The sequence below is a fragment of the Singulisphaera photorubra genome (assembly GCF_045290345.1).
Classification (GTDB): domain Bacteria; phylum Planctomycetota; class Planctomycetia; order Isosphaerales; family Isosphaeraceae; genus Singulisphaera.
This window is the reverse complement of the sequence record NZ_CP155447.1, coordinates 1903968-1925386: the sequence shown is the minus strand read 5'-3', so window position 1 is coordinate 1925386 and position 21419 is coordinate 1903968. Positions and strand designations below refer to the sequence as shown.

The window sequence follows — 21419 nt, the reverse complement described above, 5'->3', positions numbered from 1 at the left end:
TTATTATTTAAGAATATCACTAATCCAAGCGTCATCCACGGTGATGGACAATCTTTGTCCGTTGCGTTCGAGGATGATCGCCCCGGTGAGAGACTTCACTCCGTTGCCTTTCCGGTCGCGGATTTTCAGGATCGGACGATCGCGATCATCCTTCACTGTGACGTTCTTGAAGTGGAGATTGCCGGCCGGGACACTGTCCGTCTCGAGGCCCTGCAGGTAGAGCGGCGGGAAGAAGGAGTCCTTGAGGGCGCAATCGCGAAAGATCGAGTCTTCCAGCTCGATGCGCACCGCGTTCCACGGGTTGAACTGCACCGAGAGGCCGGCCATCCCGTCGTCCTCCGCGAGGAACCGCGTGATCCGCAGCTGCCCGACGGGAGGGGCCTTCGGCGCGCTGCACAGGTGAATGGCATGCTGCCGATTGCCGCGGGAAACGCACTGATCGAGGTGGATTGAGATGGGGCGAGAGCTGCTGTTCAGGTATTGCGGGCAGATCTGGAAGCCGGTTCCCGCGTTGCCCTCGGCGGTGCAGCGGCGCACCACGCAGCGGATCAGGGAATCCGCGGGATGATTCGGCTCGAAATCAATGCCGGCCCGCGGGTCTGTTCCGTCGGTGTGGCGCAGCCGGCAGTCCTCGATCAGCAGGTCTTCCGCGCTGATGACGCTGATGCCCTGCCGGTGGTTGGCGTTGCAGTCGACGCGCCGGATCGTCACCTGCCGGTTCGGGATCTGCTTCGGCGCCGAGCCCAGGTAGATGCCGTCGCCTCCCGTCTGCTCGATTGCGAGGTCTTGGACCAACACGTTGCGGCAACCGAAGAAGGCGAGCCCATGCCGCCATTCGGATTTTTCGTAGGAGGCCGATTGATAGTCCTGCTTGTGCATGCGGATGCGGGCAGGCTCGGCGCCCTCCGCCCGTTCGCCCCGCAGGACGACGTCCTCGCATTCGTGGAACGAGAGCAGACAATCGCCCCTGGCCCGGAAGGCGCCTTTCAAGGCCACGAGCTCGGTCCCGGCCTCGAACACGATTTCCTGGCCGCTCACGCCGGTCAATGGCCGCGTGATCCAGGCCGACGGCTGCCGGTCCAGGATCAGCCGCTCGACTCGCGAGTTGATGGCATCCTGCAGATGCGTCGTGGAATCCTCGGGGTCGAAACCCCACCAGGACACGCGGGCTTCATGCCGCCGGCCCGCCAAGACTTCACGGACCAACTGCGGTTCGGCGCAGCGCTCCGCCAAGGGCGATGCCGTCAGCGTCTTGACGAGGAAGGCGTCGAACGCATGCCGATCCTTCCAACCGAGCTGGCAGCGCACCGTCTTGCCCTGGGGCGTGACGAGCGTGTGGCCCCGGTCGTCCACGGCGAGCGTCCGAGGCTCGATCCGGGCGTAGTCCTCGGAAGCGGCCAGGTAAACCGCCGCGGTGTCGTAGAGGATGCTGCTGGCATCCCGAGGGTGGTTGCTCCGATAGTCCCAGAGATCGTAGTTTTCGATGACGATGCGGGCGAGTCGGTGAGGCGAAGCCGCCACGGTCGCGAAGGAGTCGCCGCGAAGCACCAGTTCCTCGGAGGCGTCCAGCGGCGAGGTGGTGATCGACCAGGGCGCCGCGACCATCGCACGCCAGGACGCGGCGTCGGCGCGAACATTCCAGTCCGCCGGGGGTGTTCCGCCGTTCTCGAAGCCTTTGTCGATCCTGCCGCCGGTGCAGACGATGCGGGCCTTGGTGGCGATCCCCGGGGCTCGGCGGAGGGCCTCCTTGATATTGGGGACGGGGCCGATGGTGATGAGCGTGATCGGTCCCTGCTGCGCGTTGATGGTATCAATCAGCGCCGCGACGCCGTCGGCATGGACCTTTCCCGGATAGGCCCCCAGGTCGAAATCGCCCACCCAGCGCCGCTGCGCGAGGGGATCGTTCCCGGTCTTGGTCCCCGTGCCGATGGGGATGTCCGTGCGGCCGGCGCGTTGCAGGATCTTGGCCACGAGCCGAGTGCGTTCCGGGGTGTTACCGTAATCGGTGACGACGAGCTTGACGTCCAACTCGGGCATGCCCAGGAGCATCGCCAGGGCCCACGTATCGTCCATGTCGTCGCCGATGTCCGTGTCCAGGATCACGGGGATGGACGCTCCGTGCCCCGCGGCGACGAACGAGCAGAAGACCAGGCTGGCGAGGAGGACGATTCGAATTTCTGTTCGCAACTTACTCATATAGACACCCTATCTTTCGATTGTCGCAACCGGAAGGGGCCTCCGCCGGCCGGGAGCCGGTGGGTTGATAGCGCGACCGTCGATCTCAGGGCGGCTCCCCGCCACTCGGAGGACGCCGGCCTCCCTTGTGACGTCCCGCGTCCGGATGGCCTCAGTGTTCGCCTGGTCCGCGACCGGGGCGAGGGCGGACGGCGACCCACACCCATTGGCGGCGTGCTCGGCCCCGTGACCGGCGTCCTCGCGAGTCCGATGGTCACAGGCTGTATTGCGATTCAGGGTTTCGTCGTCCTTCATCGAGGACAAGTGGGCGTACTAGCCGGGGACGGTCATCTTCATCGCGTCGATGACGTTGATTGTCGGCCTGCGCCCGCGGAGGATGGCGTCGATGAAGTCATCGCCGAGGTAGCCGTGCGAGCCGCCGTGTCCGCCGGGGCTGACTCCCGGCGGGAGGGCAGGGTTCTTGAGTTGCAGGCCTTGGCGAAGGCCTCGTCGTAACGCTTCTTGCCGGTCTCGTCGCCGACGCACGCCCGATTGTACCCGGCGTATTCGCCGCGAACCAGCCCCGCCTCCAGGTACTCGCCCTGCGACGTGCAGATGATCATGCGGGCGGTGCCGCCCTCCGCCGTCCGGAACAGACCCACCTCCGAGTTGAAGACGTTCCCGATCGGGTTGGAGACCCGATGCGCCGGGTCGACCATCAGTGGCCATGCACTTCAATTGGGAAATCTGAGGAATTCAGCAAAACTGTAAAGTTGTCCGCGAGTTTTGGTAGCCTGCTCAAGCCTCCTGGTTTGCCCAATTCAAGTGTATGGCCACCGACTGCACCCCGTATGATCTAACGGAGTAGTATTAGGCTAGGTGGCGAAACAGGTGGTAGTTCACCAGGCGCAGCCAATAGCGTCGATCGTCACTAAACCCGAAAATGCCAAACGGGTGGGGAAGCAGCAACTCCCCCACCCCGTTTACAAAAATTCAGCAGGAATCTTCTACTCACTCCAAGATCAGCATCGGAGGGAGTGAGTTCCCAGAGCCGCTGACATATTTCAAACCTTGATTGGAAAGCTCGTAGACCTCATTAAACGCCGAAGCCGTCTTGTGAGAACCCTCGGGACTGGCCAGAATGGGCTTGAAGGTGACATTAATCACATAGCCACCTTCGATGGCATCCGCCTTTGTGAGAATCCCATCCCACCCATTGCATCGGAGGTCAGGGACAGCCTTCAGCCAATCAAAGTAGGCGAGGCGATCGGGCGATTTCCAATCGGCTTTCCTCAGCAGTCCGGCGACGTCAACCGGCAACTTAAACTGGGGATCGATCGCGATTTGGGTGCCGACGTAATTCACGTATTGATACGTTAGCGACGCCTCTACGATCAGCACCTTTTGATTCGCGGCCTGCGCATATTTGACCTGAAAGGGAGTTGGCTTGCGTAAACCACCAGCCTTGGTCTTGGTCGAAGAGGGTTTACTAGGACGATCGGCAGCAAATACCAAGGTCGCCATCATCACCATTGCAAATACGACTAGAGTGTTCTTCATCTTATCCCTTCAATTAAGGCGCCGCTGTAATGTCGATCGAGTAACCAGGCGTTGCTCTTTTGGTGTAAACCAGGTCGAAATCTCCGAGCACTGGTGACGACACTAAAACACCATCGCCTCTCATGTATTGGGCCATCAGTGGCCATGCACTTCAATTGGGAAATCTGAGGGATTTAGTAAAACTGCAGACCTGTCCGCGAGTCTTAGTAGCTTACTCAAGTCTCCTGGCATGCCTAATTTAGGTGCATAGCCACCGACTGAAGATCCGGCTTTAGTATACAAGATGGAGGTCGACCAGAAATTCGCCCCAGGTGAGGCTTATTGAGAAACAGGCACATAAAAATAGGAGGTCTGAAGCAAGAACAATCCTCAATGGAATGCTGGACGCCACAGACCTTTCAATTCGGTGGGCGTATTCAGATCGAATCACAAGCGTACCCGGCCCAGAACGCACAAGCAACCGCCAGTGCCTACAAAATAGGGGCGAGCATGGACCGAATTGAAACTAGGCGATTCAATATTTTTGACTACATCACAGTCATATTTGCATTCACATGTTTCATTTACGCGATCATAGAAACTTCTGATGTCGCAACTACAAAGTTTCCTGGGCACTCGAGTTCCTTACTGTTTCGAGTTTTAGGCATTGCGGGCACTGCCGTGGAGATCGCGTGTTGCGGATCAGTTTTCCCCATAGCCCTACTAATCCTTTGGTTTCGACGACCGCGTGTGTGCCTGCGAATCCTCATCCGCAAGCCAGGCTTTTCCGCATGTTTGATTTGGTCCCTTTCAATCGCTTTTTTTTTCATTGCAAAACTATCTTCATTACTCATCCAAGCACGGGAGAAGATGAACCCAGTCGATTTCGAGGACATCGCGAAAACGCCTGTTAAGTTCTGCGTTGAATACATGGAGTGGCATTTTATCTCCCTCGCGTATTCCTTGGCAGTCGTGTGGCTCTTTCAGCGTCTTGCTGGCATATGGGAGCCGGAAGCATCTTGGATTGACCGCGTTGGACGCTTGTTTGGATTCTATACTATTTTTGTTTTAATTCTGAGAATGTTCACATTCACCTAACTCTGAATAAAATTCCATCGGCAGCCAGGCGCCCAGGCTAGGCATGGCAGGGGCTCTGGGCAATTCGCTATGGACAGCAGCCTTGCGGCTATTTTCCCATGTATCCCAAGTCTCCCGTGTAAAGTGCCTGGCGACGACGGGCCTCCTTTTTTGTTAGGGTCTCATGCATTCTGTGTGGGGAACACAATAACGGAGAATTCCTGATGGCCGCCAGACGATCAATCAGCTCAATTCGATTACTGATGATTTCTCTTAATTTATTCATTACGGCATGCAGTAAACCGTCACCCAGGCGCCAATACCAGAACCAATAAATACATTATCCATGTCCATTATTTTGTATAATGATTCTGGCGATCAGATTGTTTCTCAGTGTGTCGTCAAGGACCGTGTAACGGTACAACAGATTTACGACTGCCTGATCCCACATGAACACTCGAAGATTGCCATGGACCTATTAGGTTCGGGACCGGTCATCGGCAAGCTTGGGTTCCAAGTTGCGAACGGGACAACATGGGTCGAATTCGTCGACGCCGGGATGAATTCGCTCTGCTTTCAAGTCAGAGAAGTGGCCTATATCAGGGGTGGAGCGGGCTACCAGAGCTATCGGTCAGATCACAAGCGACTTTACGGAATCGACTCGGCACGAGTCGCTGAGGGGATGGTCTTCCACGAAAAATTATCCCAAATTTGCAAAAAACAACAGGAGTAATGCAGTCCGAGCATGTCGCAACGGTTTTTCATGTAACAGGCGGAAAGGCAAAATGGGCCGGGTCGCCGAAAGAAATTACTCCCCCCGGACTCGAATGGCACGAGGTTAAGAGCAGTGGGGAGACCTGGCCACGCACCTTCGAACCGGTAAGACGGGAGGCCTAGTAGATCCACAAGATCATGCCATGTGGATTTCCCGCATCACCGTGGACACCAGATCACATCCTCCGTAGATTCGCCGGGACCGAGGAGCAGCTTGAGTGCTTGGCTTCCGGGAGCCAGCTTCCCAGTCTCTCCAGCTTGAGTGCGTGGCTTCCTGGCGTTCCCCTATTGAGGCAATGAGTGTTCATGAACCTAAGTTATTGGTTAACCCACCCGACTCTCATCTTGGCCCGCGCCCGGTATTGGGCGTGGGAACGGATGAACTCGGACAAGCCATGGCTATGCCCGAGCAGTGTCCGGTTTTGTGATCGAAACTTGACGCAATCCATGCGTGGTCTGGAGTTCGGGAGCGGTCGCAGTACCGCGTGGTTCGCCACGAAGCTCGGGCGACTGGCCAGTGTCGAACACCATGCGGGCTGGCACGAGCAGGTTCAAACCATGCTGACGACCCGCCACCCAGCCAACGTGGACTACCGGTTGATCCCGCTCGATCACGTCGAGTCGGAACCCGAACAGGCCGAGTACAACCCCCTCCCGCGGTACGTTGCAGTCGTGGACGAGTTCCCCGACGAGTCGCTGGACCTGGTCGTCGTGGACGGTCACTATCGTTCGACCTGCATCCGTCGGTGCGTTGGGAAACTGCGACCAGGTGGCCTGCTCCTGGTGGACGACTTGAACCTGTGGCCGACCCGCGACCAGATCCCCGTCCCCGGTCACTGGCCGATGGCGGATCTCGGCTCGAACGGGCTCAAGCAAACGGGCATCTGGAAGAAACCATCGTGACATGAAGACGAAGCAGCTTGAGTGCCTGGGTTCTGGGCTCCAAGGCACGACCACCAAAAACGCACTATAATACGCATTCCACTTGATCGCCGCTGGATTTCTCCATAGACTCTTGTTGGGAGCGCACTGGAATGCGCTTTCTGGCTGCCAGAGAGAAGAGCCATGAAAGCCAGACCGAAAAAACGCACTATAATGCGCATGAACGGCAGGAGGTTACTCTGACGAACCAAGAAATTGGGGAGAAACTCCGCTTTCGGCGGAAGAAACTCCGTCTTCGTCAGCGTGACCTCGCCGAACTCGCCGGAGTTACGCTCCGTGGTCTGACCGACCTCGAAAATGGTAGGGCGAACCCCACGATCAATCAGCTCGCCAAGATCGCGGAGGTGCTGGGCCTGGAACTCCGCCTGACGGAGAAGTCGCTCAATGCGTCGAGCTAAGGTGCACTGCCGGGGAGTCTTCGCGGGTGTGCTGAGCAAGGACCAGGCCGGCACCTACCGTTTCCAGTACGCGCCGGAGTACCTGAACAATCCGAAGTGCCCGGCCATCAGCCTCTCCTTTCCTAAACAAGAGGCCCCCTTTGAGTCGCCCCTGCTGTTCCCATTCTTTTTCGGCCTGTTGGCGGAAGGGGAGGACAAGACGCTTCAATGCCGCGTGCTGAAAATCGACGAGAGCGACCATTTCACGCGGCTGCTGAGGACCTGCGAAGCTGAAACCATCGGGGGAGTGACCATCAAGGAGGCCGGCTCGCCATGACGCGTTGCCCAGGTTGCTTCAAACCCGAACAAGCGACCTACTGCGGGGCCTGCCGGAAGCGGCTGTTCGGGGTCAAGAAGGTCCCCTTCATCCTTCCCTTTTCTCGCCCGGCTTACGACCAGGTGAAGCTCGGAGTCACCACCGACCGGATGTCGATCTCCGGCATCCAGACCAAGATCTCCCTCGCGTTGAACGCGGGGCGGTTGGAAATGGTGATGTCGGGCGGGCAGTACATCCTAAAGCCCAGGCCGCATGGGACCTTCAAGCGGTTGGATATGGTCCCGATCAATGAACACCTGACGATGCAGATCGCCCGGCAGGTCTTCAAGATCGAAGTGGCTGAAAACGCCTTGGTCGCGTTCGAGGATGGGGAACTCGCGTATCTCGTCCGCCGCTTCGACGTACAACCCGACGGCCAACGCTCACTCCAGGAGGACTTCGCCCAGATCGCCGCCAGAACCGAAGAAGCCCATGGGATGAACTACAAGTACGACAGCTCGTACGAGGAGATCGGTCAGCTAATCCGCCGGCACGTGGCCGCTTCGCCAGTGGACTTGGAGCGGTTCTTCACGCTCGTAGCGTTCAACTACCTCGTTAACAATGGTGACGCCCACCTAAAAAACTTCTCGCTTATCAAGAACGAGCAGGCCGACGAGTACAACCTGACCCCCGCCTACGACTTGCTGAACACTCGCCTCCACCTGCCGGACGAGACGCAGACCGCCCTCGAATTGTTCAAAGACGGCTTCGAGACGGAGAGCTACAAGGCTAACGCCTACTACGCCTATGACGACTTCGTAGAGTTCGCCCAGAGGCTAGGGCTTGTCGAAAGACGCTACAAGAGAATTCTGGAGATGTTCATCTCCAAACAAGAAGCCGTATTTTCGCTGATCGAATGCTCGATGCTATCGGAAGAGTGTAAAAATTTATACAAAAAACACGTGAATGACCGGATAAGCGCCTTCTCCTACTCCCTCGCCGGCTTGCGAATATGAGTTTCCTGGCTTCCAAGCGGCGCTGAGCACAAGGGCGAAGAGAGGGACAGGGAGTCACATAAGCTCCCTGTCCTCCTGAGTAAGCCCGAAGAGGGCTTGTTCAGCAGGACTACGGCGGCCTGATCATCAGGGTCGATCTGGGGGGCGGCAGCCTCCAATGCGTCGGAGGTCTGCAGCGGGTACCGCGCCTGGACGCACCGGCCGCAACCACAGCAACAGCCCACGTAGACGTTGAGCCGGCGCTAAAGCTTCGCCTAACCCGCTACAGTTACTTCAACAATTAACGACATTTCAGCCATCAGAATTCAAGGTCCCCGTAGATGGGGATGAAAGCCTGTTGCTCCTGCCGCGACACGATCGCGGGGTTTACCCTGGAGGAGTAGAACCCCATCCCACAGAGCGGAGCAACAGGCCATGTCCAAGGTAACCATCTACGTCGGCCTCGACTACCACAAGGCTTCGATTCAAGTGTGCGTCATGGACACCACCGGCAAGATCCTCGCGAATCGGCCCTGCACCAACCAGGCTGAGGCCCTGGTCAAGCTGGTCGCACCCTTCGGTCACGACGTTAGGGCGGCGATCGAGGCCTGCCCCGGCGCCGCCAACCTCACCGACGAACTGGCCACCCGGCACGGCTGGAGCATCAACCTCGCTCACCCCGGCTATGTTGCGCGGATGAAGCAGACTCCTGACAAGACCGATTGGGCCGATGCACGCGTGATCGCCGACTTGGTCCGCGTCGGTTATTTGCCCAAGGTCTGGTTGGCTCCCGAGGACGTCCGCCAACTCCGCGCCCTGACCCGCTATCGTCAGCAGCTAGCCAACCGCCGCCGCGACACCAAGCTTCGCATCACCGCGTTGCTCCGCGACACCCGCGTCGTCGAACCCAAGTCGCGGCGATGGGGCCGTGCCTGGATGGACTGGTTTCAGACCGCCGAGGGACTCGGGAGCGAAGGCCGCTGGATCGCCGATCGCCTGATCGAGGATCTCCGCGACATCGCCGACGCGATCCTCAAAGTGGAACACCGCTTGGCTCAGGTGACTTCCGAGGATCCGGTCGTCAGCCAACTGATCTTGCTCGCCGGAGTCGGGCTGGTGACGGCCTGGGCCTTGCGAGCTGAGATCGGCCGATTCGATCGGTTCACCACCGGCAAGCAGATGGCGCGGTACTGCGGGTTGTCGCCTCGCAACGCCTCCAGCGGCCAGCGTCAGGCCGACGCCGGCCTGATCAAGGCGGGCAACGAGCACTTGCGTACCCTGATCATCGAAGCCGCCCATCGTCTGATCCGCTACGATCCCCGCTGGAAGGCGTTGGCCGCGTCGATGCGGCAGGCCGGCAAGCCCGCGTGCGTGGTCGCCGCGGCGGTCGGCAACCGTTGGGTCCGTTGGCTATTCCATCAAGTCGCGGGAGGACCGATCACGCTGAAGCAAGCTGCATGACCTTTCACGCTTTCATATTGTGATACTTGGTATTGTATGATTCACCGTTGCGTCCCGTGTTGAAGGGGGCGACTCGACCCACCCTTGGGCTTGATGCTCGTCCGTAGATGGGGTCGTCCCCTTCGACCGTCTCGAAACACCCATTGGGGCTAGGCCCTCGGGCTGACGCTCGGATAGAAGAGTGGGACGAGCAGCGGCGAGACATCCAGACGATCAATCGCGGGCGAGTTGAAACCCGCGTGGGCTCCTAGACGAAAGCGAATCGTTTATATTTTGATTTCGAGCAGCTGAAAGCGACGGATCAGTCGAACGCCGGACTCCGCTCCGGCTCGACAGGAGGTTCCCTCCGCCTTCACCGTCACATCGCCCGGTACCCTTGAGGGCGATGCGACGGTGAAGGCGGAGGGAGACGAGAAACTACGTAAACACCAATCAGTTCGACGCCTGTCTTCCCCAATTGTCCTGAGTGGGAGCGAATCCTGGAAAAAATGCGACAGACGCCTTGACGAGCGGTGGGTTTATAGAGGTGGGCACGGCCCACCATCCCGATCTTCTTGCCAAAGAGAAGTTAAGATGGTGGGCCGTGCCCACCTACGGGGAATTCAAATCAACTACTGAAAACATTCGTTACATTTCAGGCCCCAGCTCCGAATTTTAGCGAGTACAGGTCGGCATCGCGCAGGCTGACGTGAAGGCGAATCGGCTTGCCGGCGAGCGCACTGACGTCGGGGTTTCCGTGCCAAGAAACCTCCCGGTCGAGGGTGTCACCGAAGACCTCGTCGCAATCGGTGGTCGTGAACCCGGGGAGCGGCCCGCCCGCTTGATCTTGCAGCTCGACGCGAATTGAGCCGGCGGCCGAGGTCGCGAAGTTGAGTCGCAGCCGGCTCCCCTCGAACGTCAAGGGCTTGGTGACGAGTTCGCCGCCGCTCATCGGCGCACGGAGGGAGACGAAGCCATCGACGCGCAAGGTGTAGCGGCGAAGGACGCTGCTCGTGCCGGTCCAGTAGCTCTCGGTGGCATAGAGTGAGAGTTCCCCGGGCGCGGCATCGTGGGCCGATTTCGTCTCGACGAGGTGCCAGCCGATGTACTGGTGCCCGTAGTTCCAGGTCCCGTCGCCTTCGATCCCAGGGCGAAGGAACGACTCATTCCAGCGCCGGAACTTCACACCGTCGCGGCTCGCCATGAGGAGCGCGTCGGTCACGGCCGTCCCGTACCGCGTTGACGCCCCTGCTCGGTTTTCGCGGTTCTCTCGCTCGGGCAGGGCCTTCATGGAAGGGGACCAACCCCGGTCGGTGTACCGCGTCGGGAACCCGATTAAGAGGTGGGGGGCCCGCTCATACGGCTTCACCTGGTTCGTGTAGAGTTCCTCGGGCGGCGAGTCGACATAGGTGAGGTCGGCCTGCTCGTCCCAGTGGAGAAAGTCCTTCGAGGTCGCGGTCCGGATCGCGCGGATGCTCCGCCCCTTGCCGACGCCCGTGAAGATCCGCCAGTAGGCCCGGTAGGCGCCAAGGATCGGGTCCCAGAACGCGAGATTCTGGGAGTCGAACGCCCCCGCGGTGATCACCGGCCCATCGCTCATCGGCGACCAGTGGAGACCGTCGGCCGACTTGAACGGGAGGAGTCCGTTCGGCTTGGGACAACGGACGAACGCCTTGTAACGCTCATCGGCGGACGCGGCGGGATTACTATCCTTGAACACGGCGGGGTGCCCCCCGTCGACCTCGAGTTTGCCCCACTTTCCACTCGCGATCACGATGTTGTTGGCCTTCGACCCGCGAAACTCGAACAGCCCCAACTCCGGCTTACGCCAGTGGATCCCGTCCTCGCTCTCGGCATAACAGCAATAGAGCGGGTGCCCGTCCGTCTTGACCTTCTTCGGCGACACGTCGAGGTGCCAGGCCTTGTAGTACATTCGGTACAGCGGACCGTCCTGGAAGATGCTGTGATAGCCGCTGCCACTCCCCTCCCAGGGGGCGTCGTGGACGAGCACGACTTCCTTCGGCGCGGGTGGTGCAGCCGCATCTCGGCCTTGCCGGAGAGACGATCGACCAGGAAGTCGTCGACGAACAGCTCTCGCCTCGACCCGATCGCAACGGGCTCGCCCTGACTCTGGTCGTTCTGAGCGGCTTGTGCCACGACGCTCGGGCCAAGCCCGCAGGCAGCGGCCGCGGCGAAAGTCTGCCCGACAAAACCGCGGCGGGAGAGAAGGCCTGTCTCTGGCAGCATAGACGTTGTCCTCTTTTTTTTAGACCGTCGTGGGGCGAGAACGTGAACCGGTGGGAAGGTGAGCATAGCCCAGAAGAACAACACCGGCAACGCCCCTGCACAGTCCGCCATTCCCCCCGAAACTACCGAGACGTCAAATTGGGACGACAGCGTGCATCCAGGTAGGGCACGAAAGCTAGAGAAGAAGCGATTCCGGACCGATACGAAACAGAGGTTTCTTATGGAATGAGCAAAAAAAATGGCTCGGACCCGTGGTAGGACAAACGATGTCTCCGAAGCGAGAGATGCGTCCGCAAGTGGAAATGATGGATTCCCGGGTTCTGCTCTCGGGCTTCCAACCGGTGCAGCGCAAGTTCGTGGATCTGACCGGGCCGTTGATGAGGCACGATGCCTGGTCGGCCCCCAAGTCCACCGGTCGCTCGGCGTACGTATACAACTTCCAGGGCTCTGGCGGGCTCGCGGCGATGGGGGCGGTTGAGACCAGCGGCAGCGTGACCGACACGGTTCGCGCCGGTACCCATTCGTACCGGGGCAACCTCACCCTGGCAAACAACCAGGGGTCGGTCAGAATCACGATCCGCGCCAGTTCCTACAAGATCAACGGCGGCACCGGCGTCTTCAAAGGGGCCACGGGGATAGGAGGCGTCGCGTTCGGCACCAGAAGCAACGGCGAGCTCGCCGGCCTCGCCCTCAACGCGGACATGTAATCGGGCGAACCAGAACCACGGCACATACAGAATTGCACAAAAATGCAGCCATCTGCGGCAAAGCGATTCACGCCTTTTCATTTGCCAACGGAAGAATACTCATACGCTGCTTTCTTTTGTGCTCTCGAGGTGTTCCGTGGTTAGATTTCCCGCCACCAACGGCTCGCCCGCCCCTGGTCCCACTCCCCCGCGCACGCGCATTCGCCGAGCGCCCGTTCCAGGCTCTCGGCGTCGGAGAACCTGTCGGCCGGATCTTTGGCCAGACACCGGAGCACAACGCGATCAACGTCCTCGGGGATGCCGGCGCGAACCTGCGACGGGGGGATCACGGGGTCGCGGGCGTGCGCAATGATCACTCCGAGATCGTCCCCAACGTCGAACGGGGGCCGACCGGTCAACAGGAAATAGGCCACCGCGCCCAGCGAGTAGATGTCACTTCGCTCATCCAGCTCCTGGCCGCCCCGGGCCTGCTCGGGTGACATGAACAGCGGCGTACCGAGGATCTGTCCCTCCCGGCTCAGCGAGGAGGTGCGCGGGGTCGCCACCGCCACCGCCACCGCCACCGCCGGCCGGACGAGACCGAAGTCGAGCAGCTTGGCCACGTCGTCGGCCCCCCCGCGGCGGGCGGCGAAGATGTTCGACGGCTTGACGTCCCGATGGATCAGGCCGACCCCATGCGCCTCGCGAAGCGCCAGGCAGACCTGCCGCAGCAGGTAGATGGCCCGTTCGGGCGGAACCGAGCCATGCCGCTCGACCAGCTCCGCCAGGCTCAGACCCGGCAAATACTCCATCACATAATAATAAGTCCCGTCTTCGGTCCGGCCGTAGTCGTAGACCTCCACCGTGTTCGGATGCGAGAGCGTGGCGGTGAGCTGAACCTCGCGTTCGAACCGCGCCAGGGTGTGAGGGTCGTCCCCAGCCTCCGGCCGAATCAGCTTGAGGGCGCAAGGGCGTTTCAGGAATTGGTGTTCGGCGAGATAGACTTCGCCCATTCCGCCGGAGCCGATCTGCTGCCGCAGGCGATACTGGCCGAGTTGCCGCGCCTCGGCGACCTGCCGGCGCAGCCGGGAAATCGTGCGGGCTCCGAACGTGGCGCCGACGGCCAGAATGCACAGAACGGTCGCGTCGAAGCTGAACAGCCAGATCCGATGGGTCGTGCTCTTCCGCCACCCTTCCCAGAGCCACCCCATCGCCACCGGATACTGCACGGCGAGTAAAAAGAGTACGGCGAAGGGCAAGAGCGCGAGCGGCCCCACCACCAATGAGGTCCGCCGCCAGCTCTTGGGGACGTAAATCCCATAAGTGAGAATCAGGATCGAGGTGAGGAGGACGATGTTCTTCATCGTGAGCTGCGCCATCATCCGGTCGTCGTGCAGCGAGAACTCGAGCATCAGCCGATACTGGACGATGGCAAGGCGGCCCGCGAGCATCACGATCATGCCCATCTCCAGGGCCTTCAGCCAGGCGAGCGAGAGGGGCCGCCGGCTCGAGAGCAAGGCGATGATGCTCCCAAGGGCCACGATAACGATCACGTCGAGGGAATGAATCGCCAGATCATCATTCCCTGCGAAAACGGTACTTCGCCAGATGGTCGCCATCCCCAGGATGAGGATGAAGATGATCGGCAGTTCGCGGAGCCGGGCGCGCACCACCGAGCGTGCCTCGGAGATCGGGGGCAGCCCGATCCCCTCGACGATGGCCGCCTTGGGAGTGAATCCACCTGGGTCGTCAACACGCTCTGTCTTGAATCGATCAAGCAAGTGAAGCTCTTTCGACGAAAGTGCTTCGGCACAAGGGGGCCAGCATCCCGTCCGATCGAGAGATCGGGGCGCTGACTCGGGGGGCGGCAGGAACGCATTGCGAGCCGCCCGCTCGTCCTGGGCGAGAAGGCGATCGACCTCGGCTCGAAGGTCATCGTCTTCGCCGCAAGTCTGCCGGAGCCAGGCGTCTCGCTCGGGGGGGGCGAGTTGGAGCGAGGCGTCGAAGAGGTCACCAATCTGACGCCAGCGGTCCGGAGTCATTCCATTTCCCCCTCCCTAAGCTGGCCCTGGAGCCAGGCCCGCGCAAGCCGCCAATCCCGTTCGACGGTGACCACCGAGACGCCGAGCGCCTGGGCGATCTCAGCCACGGTGAGACCGCCAAAATATCTCAGGGTCATGATTTGCCCCTGGCGCTCGTTCCGCGCGGCCAACCGGTCGAGGGCCTCGTGGACCGCAACGACATCCAACCCCTGGTCCGCGAAGTAGTCCACCCGATGGTCCAGCGGCTTGCGCTGCCAACCCCCTCCACGCCGGTCGGCGGCCCGCCGCCGTGCGTGGTCGATGAGCACCTCGCGCATCGCTCGTGCGGCCGAAGCGAACAGATAGTTCCGATCCACAGCCTTGTCGAAGACCGCATCGCCGAGAAGTCGCAACACAGCCTCGTGGACCACGGCGGTGGGGGGAAGCGTATGGCCAGCCCGCTCCCGGCGCATCAGATGCGAGGCTACGTGGCGCAGCTCGTCATAGACCAGCGTGAGAAGTTCGCCTTTGGCGTGCTCGTCCCCGGCCCGGGCACGCCCCAGGAGGAGTGTCAATTCACACCGTAACTCAGCCGCCATCCCCACTCCCCTTCCCAAAAACAATGAAGGGTTCCCTCGGCATTATTCGCAGGTCTCATAGGGGGGCAAGGAGCGAAGGCCCCAAGAACCTGCCCGAAAGGCGCAAGCGGCCCGCCAGACACAGGGGGCTTTGGATGCACTCAACTCAAAGTCTGGTCGCCGCCCCGATGAGGGGGGCCGCGGAAGGAGACGTGTGGATGCTTACTCTCATAATGTGGTCCCTCGGGCTGGCACTCATGCCCCTGGCACTCGGTCTCGTCCAAGCGCTCCTCGCCGGCGCCCGACGCTTGGTCAGCTTCAGCCCGTCGCTTACGTTCGATGAGTTCGAGGAAAGACGCGACCTCTGCGGCCTGAACTCCGCCCTTTCTTCACACCAAGCCGCGATCGTCGGCAGGATTTCTCCCACCAGCGGCCAATCAGTCTCCGCGTCTCGCCACTGACAGCGCCTCCTGAGACTGACCTCTGGACTCCGTCTCAGGAAAGCCGGAAACTCGATCACGCCCTGTTTCCCGAAAAAAAAGAAAGGAGATTCCCATGGCCGACTTTCAACGCAGGGATTTTCTGGCAGGGGCCGCCGCATTCGCCGCCGCCACGACGGCGGCTCTGGTCGGGACCAAGCAGGCCGAAGCGGGCGATCCGAGCTTCATGAACAACGTGCCCGACCCTCTGCTGGCCAACGAGGAACTGCCAACCTTCAAGTTCGCGTTGGAGAAGTCGACTGGCAAGGTGATCGGCAACAGTTTCGGCAAGGAAGCCACCGTCAAGCAGTTGCCGATCTCCAAGGGAATCGCGGGCGTCTCCATGAGACTCGAGCCAGGGGCCATGCGGGAACTGCACTGGCACGCCACCGCGGCCGAGTGGGCGTTCGTGATCGACGGACGGGTCCGGACGACGGTCATCGACCCGCAGGGGAACTCCGAGACCAATGACTTCAACTCGGGAGATGTGTGGTACTTTCCTCGCGGCCACGGTCACATGCTCGAATGCTTAGGCCAGGAACCCACGCACTTCATCCTGATCTTCGACAATGGCTACTTCTCGGAGTTCGGCACGTTCAGCATCACCGACTGGCTTGGCCACGTACCAAAGTCGCTCCTGGCCAAGAATTTCGGCCTCCCCGAGTCGGCCTTCGACGGATTCCCGAAGGAGGAAGTGTACTTCGCCCGCGGCAGCGTGCCCGCGGAAACGCCGGTCACCCCACTCCAAGGACGCACGCTACCACCGCTGACACACAAGTATGAACTGCTTTCACAAACCCCGCACGGCATCTTCAAAGGGGGTCGGGAGTGGCGGGTCGATTCCAGCCGGTTCCCCATCTCGAAGACGGTCACGGGGGTCATCCTCGACCTCGATCCGGGGGCGTTGCGCGAACTCCACTGGCATCCGACTGCGGACGAGTGGCAGTACATCATCAAGGGCAAGGTCAGCGTGACGCTGTTCGGTTCGCACGGTCGATACCGGACCGAGATCCTCGAAGCGGGAGACGTCGGCTACATCCCGCAAGGGTACGGGCACTCGATCGAAAACGTCGGCGACACCCCGTCCCGCGCTCTCCTCGGGTTCAATACCGGCGAGTACGCGACCATCGACCTGTCACAATGGATCGCCGGCAACCCGGTCGACGTGCTGGCCACCAACTTCAGCAAGCCAGCCTCCTTGTTCGAGAAGTTCCCCCACCGGGACGTGTTCATCACAGACAAGGACGGCGCCGAGAAATCCGAATCTCAATCGCGTTAATGGGCCTCGACAAAAAATAGTGTGGGGGAGAAAAGGTGGGCAGCTCCGCCCACCTCCGCAGAAGCCAGCAATCGGACACCATGTCTTTCCTTGTCAATCCTACGAAATCCACCAGTCTCTTGAAACCAAACGACTTCGCAAACGCTGACGTCCCCTTCACCTGGCCTGGCGAAAACGGGTAAGTCCGCCCCCACTCGACAAAGCGGATGATTCCACGAACCCACCGGCCTCCAGTCAGGACTCGATTCACCTCATCGAAACAATTCTAAACTCATTATGCTGATGGGGAGTTTGGTGATGGATAACACACATTCTCACCCCGAGAAATTGGCAGTCGAGCCCGCTGTCGGCTGTGGTCCCAACGTCGACGGCGAATTCTCACAGCACGACTACACGCATCCCGCGGCCGCCTGGGGGGCGGCGAAAAGTGTCGGCCTGACCCTGATCCAACAAGGAGAGATCCTCAACGGGGTCAAAGCCATCTTCCGAATGAACCACGAGAATGGGGGCTACGACTGCCCCGGCTGCGCCTGGCCCGACGACCGCAAGGGCCTGCGTATGGACATCTGCGAAAATGGAATCAAGCATGCCACCTGGGAGATGACGCGCAAACGGGTCGACCGCGAGTTCTTCGCCACCCACACGGTCAGCCAGCTCATGGAGTGGTCCGACTTCGCGCTGGAAGACGTCGGCCGACTGACCGAGCCCTTGTCCTACGATTCAGCCTCCGACAAGTATATTCCGATTTCGTGGGACGACGCTTTCCAGACGGCGGGCCGGCACTTGCGGGCGTTATCGAGCCCCCACCAGGCGTCGTTCTACACCTCGGGGCGATTGGGGAACGAGGCGACCTTTCTGTATCAGTGGTTCGCCCGTGAGTTTGGCACCAACAACCTGCCCGACTGTTCGAATATGTGCCACGAGGCGAGCGGCCGGGCACTGAACGCCTCGATCGGGACGGGAAAGGGGACGGTCGACCTGGTCGACTGGCAGAAGGCCGACGCCATCTTCGTCATGGGCGTGAATGCAGCGTCGAACGCGCCTCGGATGCTGACCGCCTTGGCGGATGGAGTCAAAGAACGCGGCTTGAAGATCGTGCATGTGAATCCGCTGATCGAGGCCGCGGCGACCCGCGTGATCACGCCGCACGAGATCCTCGACATGGCCCTCTTTCGGGCCACGCCCACCAGTTCGCTGAACCTCCAGCCGCGCATCGGCGGCGACATGGCCCTGATGCGAGGCATCGCCAAGTACTTGATCGAAGAGGCAGACACCAACCCGAAGGCGCTCGACCGGCTGTTCATCGAACGCTTCACCTCGGGCTTCGAGGCGTATCGAGCCGTCTGCCAGGCCACACCGTGGGATGAGCTGGTGCGTCAATCCGGCCTGACGCTCGAAGCGATTCGGGCCGCCGCAAAGATCTACAGCGAATCCCGATCCTGCATCATCAGTTGGTGCCTGGGGCTGTCGCAGCAAGAGAACGGGGTCGACACGATCCGCGAGATCATGAACGTCCTGCTGCTCCGCGGGAACATCGGCCGCGAAGGGGCAGGCCCATGTCCCATTCGAGGTCACTCCAACGTCCAGGGGAACCGGACCTGCGGCGTCGATCACCGGCCGACGGAGGAGTGGCTCAGCCGGTTGGAGGCCGCGTGCAAGATCAGGGCCCCGCGCGAGCCAGGGCTGGACACCGTCCGCACGATCGCGGCAATGGCGAAGGGAGAGGTCAAGGTCTTCCTGGGGATGGGAGGCAACTTCGCCATGGCCGTCCCGGATCGCAACCTCACCTTCGAGGCGCTCCGCCGCTGCGACCTCACGATGCACGTGAGCACCAAGCTGAATCGGAGCCATCTGGTCCATGGCCGGGAGGCCCTGATCCTTCCTTGCATCGGCCGGACCGAGATCGATCACCAGCAATCCGGGCCCCAGGGCATCACCGTCGAAGACTCGATGAGCATGGTGCATCTCTCCTACGGCATGAACGAGCCGGGCTCCCCGGAACTCCGGTCCGAGCCCGCAATCATCGCCGGAATCGCCCAAGCGGCCTTGCCCCACACCAAAACCCCCTGGCAAGACTACGTCGCCGACTACGACCGGATCCGCGACACGATGGCCGACGCACTCATCGGCTTCGAGGACTTCAACCGCCGGGTCCGCCAGCCGCTCGGATTCCGGCTGCATCAGCCCGCGCGTGAATTGATCTTTCAAACAACAACCGGCAAAGCCACCTTCTCGTCCGCCCCACTGGCCGACGCCATCCCGCCCGCGGGCAAGCTCATCCTTAGCACGATGCGATCCCACGACCAGTGGAACACGACGATCTATTCGGATAACGACCGCTATCGAGGCGTCAAGAACCTCCGCACCCTGATCTTTCTGAACGCCAAGGATATGGAAGAACGAAACCTCGAGCCGTTTGCACTCATCAATATCACGAGCTTTGCCAAGGATGGAACGACGCGCACGCTCGAGGGTTATCGAGCGGTGCGCTACAATATCCCTCGAGGAAACGCAGCCGGTTATATGCCGGAGTTGAATGCGCTCTGCCCACTCGGAGATTTCAGTCCCCAGAGTGACCAGCCTCTGATGAAGCAACTCCTCGTCGAGATCGTCGCGTGCCGATCCCCTCGGGCCGGCCGCCACGCAAAAGCCTGAGCAATCGGCCCTCCGGATTGGTCTTTCCCTGGGAGCGCGAAACCAGCAACGCAGAATCGCGACTTCTACAATTCAACAAACAATCCTATTCCGAGTTACTTCATCGGCACGAGGAAGATTCCACCCCGTACCACAAAAAAACAACGATCCACGCCTGGGCGAGAATCTCGCTGGATTTCCGGCCCGGTCGAATGAGTAGAACGGCCGGCCCGGCCGTATCCCCTCGGACCAGGGCCATTCCTCAGACTCGCGCCGACCCCGAGGGAATTACGGCCGGGCCGGCCGTGCTACTGCAAACTACCCGTTGCGGAACTTAGAGTCTGTCTCGTAAGTTCAGGGAAACCGAAAATTGAAGGCCGTTTGGGTGCCACGGGTTCCGTACTCGGAACCCGTGCTCGCCAGGCCAAGGCATTCCCGCATGGGTTCCGAGTACGGAACCGCATGGCACCCAGCAGATCATTCAAAAGCTCCCGTGGGATTCACCTTCTGGGACAGACTCTTAGCTCTTTTGCGAATCGTTGCAAAAATAGAAAAAAGGGGGGAGTGAAGCCCCGATGCACCGCCCTGCTCTCGTCCTTGGAGTCATCGGCTTGGGGCTGACCGCGTTGGCGGGCTGCCAGCGCTCGTCGACGGCGGTCGCTCCCCCGCAGCCGCCCATCATCCCGGTCAGCCGGCCGGTCGAACGCGAGGTCACGGAATACGCGGACTTCACCGGCCAGACCGACGCGGTCCAAGCAGTCGACATCCGCCCGCGGGTTACCGGCTACCTGGTCGAAATGCCGTTCAAGGAAGGGGCGGACGTCAAGACAGGGGACACCTTGTTCGTAATCGATCCTCGCCCCTACAAGGCTCAGCTCGACCAGGCGAGTGGCCAGGTCAACCTTTACCGGGCTCAACTCAAACTGGCCAAGGTCGTGTATGCGCGAGACCTGGCGATCAACGCCAGGGTGCCCAACTCCATCAGCCAGGAGCATCTCGACCAGGATCTCGCGTCGGTGGAAGAGGCCGATGCCAGGGTCAAGGCTTTCGAGAAAAACATGGAGGCTTACAAGCTCAATCACGATTTCACAAAAGTGACATCCCCAATCGACGGCCACGTCAGCCGCTACTACCTGACGCTCGGTAACCTGGTCAATCAGGATCAGACGTTGTTGACCACGGTCGTCTCCCAGGACCCAATCTACGCCTATTTTGATGTGGATGAGCCGACCCTGTTGCGGCTCCGGCGGGCGATCAACCAGGGGAAGCTCAACCCACCCCAACCCGGCGTGGACCTGCCGGTCCTCATGGGACTCCAGGGGGAAGATGGCTTTCCGCACCAGGGAGTCCTCAACTTCGTCAACAACCAGGTGAACCCGACCACGGGGAGCATCTCGGTGCGCGGGGTCGTCCCGAATCCATTGCCCCCCAAAGGCATCCGGCTGTTGTCACCCGGCATGTTCGTGCGAATCCGCCTGCCAATTGGGAAGCCGCATCCGGCCATCCTGGTCATCGACCGGGCGATTGCCTCGGACCAAGGCCTGAAGTATGTCTACATAATCGACTCCAAGAACAACATCCAGTACCGCCGCGTCACCACGGGCCCGCTCCAGGCTGACGGCCTGCGCGTGATCGCCGACGGGCTCAAACGAAGCGACTGGGTGGTTGTCGGTGGCTTGCAGCAAGTCAGCCCGCGGATGCGGATCCAGCCCGAGCGGATCCCGATGCCGTTGCTCGGCCAGCCCACCGAGGAGAATGCGCCGGCGACTCAACCAAGTGTTCCGACAACGCACCCGGCCAGACCAAGCCCCGAAGCGAGGGAACGATAAGCTCCCCGCTCGCCTCAAAATTTCGGGGATC

17 protein-coding genes are annotated in these 21419 nt (G+C 60.8%); 11 read left to right on the top strand and 6 right to left on the bottom strand.

Going from position 1 to position 21419, the window contains the following annotated elements; all coding sequences use genetic code 11:
- Nucleotides 1–3 precede the first annotated feature (3 nt).
- The 3 genes from V5E97_RS07505 to V5E97_RS07495 form a co-directional block, all read right to left on the bottom strand.
- On the bottom strand, nucleotides 4–2049 hold the full coding sequence (locus V5E97_RS07505) for a nucleoside hydrolase (RefSeq protein WP_406701138.1): 2046 nt from the start codon (nucleotides 2047–2049) through the stop codon (nucleotides 4–6).
- A gap of 459 nt (nucleotides 2050–2508) precedes the next feature.
- Nucleotides 2509–2721 carry a hypothetical protein gene (locus V5E97_RS07500; protein WP_406698700.1) on the bottom strand — a complete coding sequence of 71 codons (213 nt, stop codon included), beginning with the start codon at nucleotides 2719–2721 and terminating at the stop codon, nucleotides 2509–2511.
- Nucleotides 2722–3186: 465 nt separating this feature from the next.
- Nucleotides 3187–3735, bottom strand: a complete 549-nt coding sequence (locus V5E97_RS07495) for a hypothetical protein (RefSeq protein WP_406698699.1) — start codon at nucleotides 3733–3735, stop codon at nucleotides 3187–3189.
- 1402 nt (nucleotides 3736–5137) lie between these two features.
- On the opposite strand from V5E97_RS07495, the gene V5E97_RS07490 reads away from it, so the two are divergent.
- The 6 genes from V5E97_RS07490 (at nucleotide 5138) to V5E97_RS07465 (ending at nucleotide 9656) form a co-directional block, all read left to right on the top strand.
- On the top strand, nucleotides 5138–5524 hold the full coding sequence (locus tag V5E97_RS07490; protein ID WP_406698698.1) for a hypothetical protein: 387 nt from the start codon (nucleotides 5138–5140) through the stop codon (nucleotides 5522–5524).
- Between the two features lie 488 nt (nucleotides 5525–6012).
- The gene (locus tag V5E97_RS07485) at nucleotides 6013–6468 is read left to right on the top strand and encodes a class I SAM-dependent methyltransferase (RefSeq protein WP_406698697.1); all 456 of its coding nucleotides are present in this window, start codon (nucleotides 6013–6015) and stop codon (nucleotides 6466–6468) included.
- A gap of 131 nt (nucleotides 6469–6599) precedes the next feature.
- The gene (locus V5E97_RS07480) at nucleotides 6600–6905 is read left to right on the top strand and encodes a helix-turn-helix domain-containing protein (protein ID WP_406698696.1); all 306 of its coding nucleotides are present in this window, start codon (nucleotides 6600–6602) and stop codon (nucleotides 6903–6905) included.
- Between the two features lie 28 nt (nucleotides 6906–6933).
- Nucleotides 6934–7221, top strand: coding sequence for a HipA N-terminal domain-containing protein (locus V5E97_RS07475; protein WP_406698695.1), 288 nt, complete (start codon nucleotides 6934–6936; stop codon nucleotides 7219–7221).
- Nucleotides 7218–8216, top strand: coding sequence for a HipA domain-containing protein (locus V5E97_RS07470; RefSeq protein WP_406698694.1), 999 nt, complete (start codon nucleotides 7218–7220; stop codon nucleotides 8214–8216). The genes V5E97_RS07475 and V5E97_RS07470 overlap by 4 nt, the downstream gene beginning before the upstream one ends.
- 414 nt (nucleotides 8217–8630) lie before the next feature.
- Complete coding sequence (locus V5E97_RS07465) at nucleotides 8631–9656, top strand: IS110 family RNA-guided transposase (protein WP_406698693.1); 1026 nt, start codon at nucleotides 8631–8633, stop codon at nucleotides 9654–9656.
- A gap of 634 nt (nucleotides 9657–10290) precedes the next feature.
- On the opposite strand, the gene V5E97_RS07460 is transcribed toward V5E97_RS07465, so the two are convergent.
- Entirely contained in the window at nucleotides 10291–11646 is a 1356-nt protein-coding gene (locus tag V5E97_RS07460; RefSeq protein ID WP_406698692.1) for a hypothetical protein, read from the bottom strand.
- Nucleotides 11647–12148: 502 nt separating this feature from the next.
- On the opposite strand from V5E97_RS07460, the gene V5E97_RS07455 reads away from it, so the two are divergent.
- Nucleotides 12149–12589: a hypothetical protein gene (locus V5E97_RS07455; RefSeq protein ID WP_406698691.1), complete on the top strand. Its 441-nt coding sequence runs from the start codon at nucleotides 12149–12151 to the stop codon at nucleotides 12587–12589.
- A gap of 140 nt (nucleotides 12590–12729) precedes the next feature.
- Here the strand turns inward: V5E97_RS07455 and V5E97_RS07450 are convergent, their stop codons facing one another.
- Both V5E97_RS07450 and V5E97_RS07445 read right to left on the bottom strand, forming a co-directional pair.
- Nucleotides 12730–14610 carry a serine/threonine-protein kinase gene (locus tag V5E97_RS07450; protein ID WP_406698690.1) on the bottom strand — a complete coding sequence of 627 codons (1881 nt, stop codon included), beginning with the start codon at nucleotides 14608–14610 and terminating at the stop codon, nucleotides 12730–12732.
- Entirely contained in the window at nucleotides 14607–15188 is a 582-nt protein-coding gene (locus V5E97_RS07445) for an ECF-type sigma factor (RefSeq protein WP_406698689.1), read from the bottom strand. Before V5E97_RS07445 ends, V5E97_RS07450 begins: the two co-directional genes overlap by 4 nt.
- A 197-nt stretch (nucleotides 15189–15385) precedes the next feature.
- Here V5E97_RS07445 and V5E97_RS07440 point away from each other — a divergent pair, with 197 nt between their 5' ends.
- The 4 genes from V5E97_RS07440 (at nucleotide 15386) to V5E97_RS07425 (ending at nucleotide 21388) form a co-directional block, all read left to right on the top strand.
- Nucleotides 15386–15628, top strand: coding sequence for a hypothetical protein (locus tag V5E97_RS07440; RefSeq protein ID WP_406698688.1), 243 nt, complete (start codon nucleotides 15386–15388; stop codon nucleotides 15626–15628).
- 94 nt (nucleotides 15629–15722) lie between these two features.
- Nucleotides 15723–16925 (top strand): cupin domain-containing protein, encoded by a 1203-nt coding sequence (locus V5E97_RS07435; protein ID WP_406698687.1) that lies wholly within the window; start codon nucleotides 15723–15725, stop codon nucleotides 16923–16925.
- Between the two features lie 297 nt (nucleotides 16926–17222).
- On the top strand, nucleotides 17223–19580 hold the full coding sequence (locus V5E97_RS07430; protein ID WP_406698686.1) for an FdhF/YdeP family oxidoreductase: 2358 nt from the start codon (nucleotides 17223–17225) through the stop codon (nucleotides 19578–19580).
- A gap of 554 nt (nucleotides 19581–20134) precedes the next feature.
- Nucleotides 20135–21388 carry an efflux RND transporter periplasmic adaptor subunit gene (locus tag V5E97_RS07425; RefSeq protein ID WP_406698685.1) on the top strand — a complete coding sequence of 418 codons (1254 nt, stop codon included), beginning with the start codon at nucleotides 20135–20137 and terminating at the stop codon, nucleotides 21386–21388.
- Nucleotides 21389–21419: the final 31 nt, after the last annotated feature.